Source organism: bacterium (assembly GCA_024224155.1).
In the GTDB taxonomy this organism is placed as follows: domain Bacteria; phylum Acidobacteriota; class Thermoanaerobaculia; order Multivoradales; family JAHEKO01; genus CALZIK01.
Window position 1 is genome coordinate 1 of record JAAENP010000482.1, and the last position, 3,806, is coordinate 3,806.

The window sequence follows — 3,806 nt, forward strand, 5'->3', positions numbered from 1 at the left end:
AACCGGCGAGATACGGGGCGGTTGAGATACCGCGAGACGGGGCCGTCACTGGGCTTGCCCCCTTTATCGAGAATCAGGCGCCGCTCGGCCTCGCGCAGTGCCTCGGGCGTGTCGACATCGAGCCAGGTGTGCCCCGCCACATGAACGATTCGCGCACGACCCTCCCGCGCCAGCTCGCGCAGGCCGTCGGAAAGGCCATGTCGCCCCCCTGCGCCGGCTCGCTCAGCGGCGAGATCGCTCTCCGCGGTCAGCCTGTTGCGAAGATCGATATGGGCGTCTATGGCGCCCGCGGTCACCAAGGCTAGTGCCCGCGACGCGCAGCCATAGCTCCTGATGCCTCTCGCGCTCGCCATAAGGCGAGCGAGCGCGGGAGACGGCGACCAATGATTGAGTTCACAAGAGATCACTGCCATCTCGACCGATTCGACATGCGAGGTCTCGAGACGCCGGTCTCCTTGCCAGGCACCGCCATGCTTTCGCGCCAGAAAAGGTGTCCCTTCATCGAGAGGACCGACGATCGCCGTCTCGACGGAGTTGACGTGCAACGGCGCGCCGATCGGCAACACCGCGCAGGATAGCGCGGACAAGGGGAGCCCCAACGCCCAGTTGTCGGACCCGTCCACCGGATCGAGAATGAGCCGGTGACGAGGCGTGCCGGATCCGATCTTTAGTTGCTCAGCCTCTTCGGAATCAATGATAAGTGGCACAAACAGTCCTTTAAGAAACGTAACTGCCGCATCGTTGGCGGCGAGATCGAACACCTTGACCCCGTCGCCTTTGGCGTTCACCGTTCCGGTGGACGCGCGGCGGCTATCCAACACCGCCGACCGCACCGCGTGATGGAGCGCGGTCAGCTTGTCAGACCACCAGTGTTCCACGCTGCCGCCGACGCGCCCGCTGTCCGAACCGGCGGTGCCATGCCTTCCCCGGGAGGCTCGCCGATCGCAAGCACTATCTGCCAACGCCGGTTTGACCGCTCTGCTCAACCTCCCCCCCGTTCGTATCCATTCCGCGGATGAAGGCTCGACATCGTATGCGGGCAACCGAGTCGCGCGTCTGTTTCGGTGGGCTCTTCATGTAGTAGGCGGAGACCGCTTCCAGAGGACCACCAAGACCACGCTCAAGTCCCAGCTTGGCACAACGGATCGCATCGATGACGACACCGGCACTGTTGGGCGAATCCTGGACCGACAGCCTGAGCTCGAGCTCGATGGGCGCGTCTCCGAAGCCCCGCCCTTCCATCCGGATGAAGCAGACCTTGTTGTCGTCCTGCCACGGCACGTAGTCCGACGGACCGATGTGGATGTTCCTCGCCTCGAGGCGCTCATCGAGTTGCGATTGCACGGATTCTGTCTTGGAGATTTTCTTGGATTTCAAGCGGTCCAACGCCAACATGTTGAGGAAGTCGGTGTTGCCGCCTGTGTTCAGCTGGTAGGTCCGCTCGAGGTTCATCCCGCGATCCCCGAACAGTCGCGTCAGCGTTCGGTGGACAATGGTGGCTCCGACTTGGCTCTTGATATCGTCGCCGATGATCGGCAGGCCTGCCTCGCAGAACTTTCGCGCCCAATCCGGCTGGGAGGCGATGAACACCGGAACGCAGTTGATCATGGCCACGTGCGCCTCGAGGCAGGCCTGCGCGTAGTGGTGCACCGCCTCCTCGGAGCCGACGGGCAAGTAGCAGACCAGAATCTCGGCCTGCGCCTCCTTGAGCGCCGGGGCAATCTCAACCGGGTCTACGTCGGCCGTCCGGAAGGCTTCGTCATCGCCGTAATCGATCATATGAGGAGCCACACCATCGAGGATGGGCCCCATTTGCACCCTGACTCCGGACACGGGCAGCGAACTCTGGAAGATTCTGGTGCAGTTCGGCTTGGCAAAAATGGCCTCTTCTAGCGATCTTCCGACTTTCCGGCGGTCGATGTCGAAAGCGACGACGATCTCGATGTCGCTGCACTTCCAGTCACCGATCTTCGGGTGCATGAGGCCGGCGAGCCCAACGCCATGACGGTGCCTGTAGAACTCGATACCTTGAATCAGGGAACTCGCGCAATTCCCTATGCCAGCAACGGCGACTCTGATTTTCTCCATGCTTGATTCCTTCCCGAGGGTGCCCTCTCCCCATACCGGCTCTGCGATCAGGTCCTCTTGTTGACCGCTCCCGAAACGATTTCAGGATGACGCTGCCCTGGAACCGAAGCTCGTCGATGGAATCCTTACTGTGTGCGACGACGATCAGAGGACGGCCACTACTGCCATACCTCCGCTAGATCGCCACTCACCGAGCCCAGACTCCGCGGCAGACTTAAAAAAGATCATACACTTCTGGCAGTGGGTAGGGGTACGTTTTGAGAGGGGTACGTTTTGAGAGTGTCGTTACCCCATGAAGATGTCCCCATTACGGCATTGTCAAGTTAGGGCATGATCCCCGAACTGCGGCACAAATGTGTCGTGTTCGAAGATACACTCGACCCCAATCCCTTGGGGGCCAGTCAACTGACCTTTCCTGAAGTTGACAATCCTCTTCGGGGCATGTGGCCGCCTCTGGCGAACCGCCTCGGCCCAGCACTCTTGTCCGGTGAAATGAGACTCGTGGCAAAGCTCAAGATCGGTATTCTCGAGATCATCGACGACTCGATTTCGCAGGGTTGGCGCAACCGCGTCTACTCGGCTCAGTTCCGAAAGATCTACGCCAGCCTCACTCCGCAGGCGGTATCTGTCTGGTGCCGGCAGCTCGGGCACGAGACCCACTACGCCACCTTCTATGGGCAGACCGATCCCCAAGACCTGTTGCCTGAGGATCTGGATGTCGTCTTTTTCGCCGTGGACACCCGGTCGAGCGCCCTCGCCTACGCCCTGGCGAAGCTCTATCGCTGCCGAAACGCCCTAACCGTGATCGGCGGGGCACATGCCAGAGCCTTTCCGCTCGATTGTCTCCGGTTCTTCGATCTGGTGGTTCACGACTGTGACAAGTCGCTCATCGAGGAGATCCTCCTGGACTCGTTCGAGCGCCCGTCGATCATCTCGACCGGGCGGATGCTCACCGAGTTCCCGAGCGTGGAAGAACGCAAGCAGGAGGTCGCGGCCGCCACCTTCGACCGGCGTGGCAAGCCGGGCCGGATGAGTATCGTCAACGTGATCTCGAGCGTCGGCTGCCCCTACGATTGCGACTTCTGTATCGACTCGAAGAGCACCTACGTGATGCTGCCCAAGGAGCGTCTGGCGGCGGATCTGAACTTCATCGCCACGACCTGGCCCGGGATCCTCGTGGGCTATTCGGATCCGAGCTTCGGCGTTCGCTTCGATGAAGTCTTGAACGTCATCGAGACCGTTCCCAAGCGAGCTCGAAATCCGTACGTGATGGAGAGCTCACTCGCGATCCTGCGAGAGAATCGGCTGCCGCGGCTCAAGGAGACGAACTGCCTCTTCGTGGCCCCCGGTGTCGAGGGCTGGTCGGATTATTCCAACAAGACCGGCGTGGGCAAGAAGGTAGGGGAGGAGAAACTCGAGAGTCTGGTCGCCCATTTCCAAGAGATACACGAGTTTGTACCGGGCATTCAGGCGAACTTCCTCTTTGGCACCGAAGTCGACCGGGGCGAGGAGCCCGTCGAGCTGACCAAGGAGTTCATCCGTCGGCTGCCTTTCGTCTGGCCGACCATCAACATTCCGGTTCCCTTCGGCGGCACGCCGCTCTGCGAAAGTCTGGTGGCGGCAGGGCGCGTCTTGAGGGCCATGCCTTCCAGCTTCTACTACCTACCGTACCTAGTGCTTCGGCTCAAGCACTATCTCCCGTTCTAGTACTACGAAAA

General features: G+C 60.9%; 3 protein-coding genes. 1 reads left to right on the top strand and 2 read right to left on the bottom strand.

Annotated elements, in window-relative coordinates; genetic code table 11:
• Together GY769_23285 and GY769_23290 are read right to left on the bottom strand one after the other, a co-directional pair.
• The coding region (locus GY769_23285; GenBank protein ID MCP4204843.1) for a hypothetical protein at positions 1 to 878 on the bottom strand (878 nt) is incomplete at its 3' end.
• 73 nt (positions 879 to 951) lie between these two features.
• Positions 952 to 2,088 (bottom strand): inositol-3-phosphate synthase, encoded by a 1,137-nt coding sequence (locus GY769_23290; protein ID MCP4204844.1) that lies wholly within the window; start codon positions 2,086 to 2,088, stop codon positions 952 to 954.
• 501 nt (positions 2,089 to 2,589) lie between these two features.
• On the opposite strand from GY769_23290, the gene GY769_23295 reads away from it, so the two are divergent.
• Positions 2,590 to 3,795, top strand: a complete 1,206-nt coding sequence (locus tag GY769_23295) for a radical SAM protein (GenBank protein ID MCP4204845.1) — start codon at positions 2,590 to 2,592, stop codon at positions 3,793 to 3,795.
• Positions 3,796 to 3,806 lie beyond the last annotated feature (11 nt).

What these genes read in the sequence shown, in the direction of transcription:
- GY769_23290 (MCP4204844.1), bottom strand. Translation starts at nt 2,088, where the DNA reads ATGGAGAAAATCAGAGTCGCCGTTGCTGGCATAGGGAATTGCGCGAGT.